The organism is Ruminococcus sp. 5_1_39BFAA (assembly GCF_964240875.1).
Taxonomy (GTDB): Bacteria; Bacillota; Clostridia; order Lachnospirales; family Lachnospiraceae; genus Blautia_A.
This window is the reverse complement of sequence record NZ_CAXSVO010000096.1, coordinates 1-721: the sequence shown is the minus strand read 5'-3', so window position 1 is coordinate 721 and position 721 is coordinate 1. Positions and strand designations below refer to the sequence as shown.

The window sequence follows — 721 nt, the reverse complement described above, 5'->3', positions numbered from 1 at the left end:
TGGATGGTTTCCGTCCATCCTGAGGGAACCTTTGGGCGCCTCCGATACCCTTTCGGAGGCGACCGCCCCAGTCAAACTCCCCGTCTGGCATTGTCCCACCGCCGGGTCACGGCGGCTGGTTAGAAACCCAATACTGCAAGGGTGGTATCCCAACACCGGCTCCAATGCAACTGGCGTCACATCTTCAAAGCCTCCCACCTATCCTGTACATGCAATACCGGATCCCAGTACCAAACTGGAGTAAAGCTCCATGGGGTCTTTCCGTCCTGGCGCGGGTAACCAGCATCTTCACTGGTACTTCAATTTCACCGGATGCATTGTCGAGACAGCGCTCAAATCATTACGCCTTTCGTGCGGGTCGGAACTTACCCGACAAGGAATTTCGCTACCTTAGGACCGTTATAGTTACGGCCGCCGTTTACTGGGGCTTAAATTCAAAGCTTCGCCTTGCGGCTAACCTCTCCTCTTAACCTTCCAGCACCGGGCAGGCGTCAGCCCATATACCTCACCTTTCGGTTTCGCATAGACCTGTGTTTTTGCTAAACAGTTGCTTGAGCCTATTCTCTGCGGCCAGGTCTCCCTGGCACCCCTTCTCCCGAAGTTACGGGGTCATTTTGCCGAGTTCCTTGACAATGCTTCTTCCGCCGGCCTTAGGATTCTCTCCTCATCCACCTGTGTCGGTTTACGGTACGGGTACGGTATGAACGATAGCGGCTTTTCT

The 721-nt window shown here is 54.5% G+C and carries 1 rRNA gene; it reads right to left on the bottom strand.

Annotation, left to right across the window (positions count from 1 at the left end):
• Positions 1-721: ribosomal RNA gene (locus tag ACESZH_RS23935) — 23S ribosomal RNA — on the bottom strand; the annotation flags it as partial.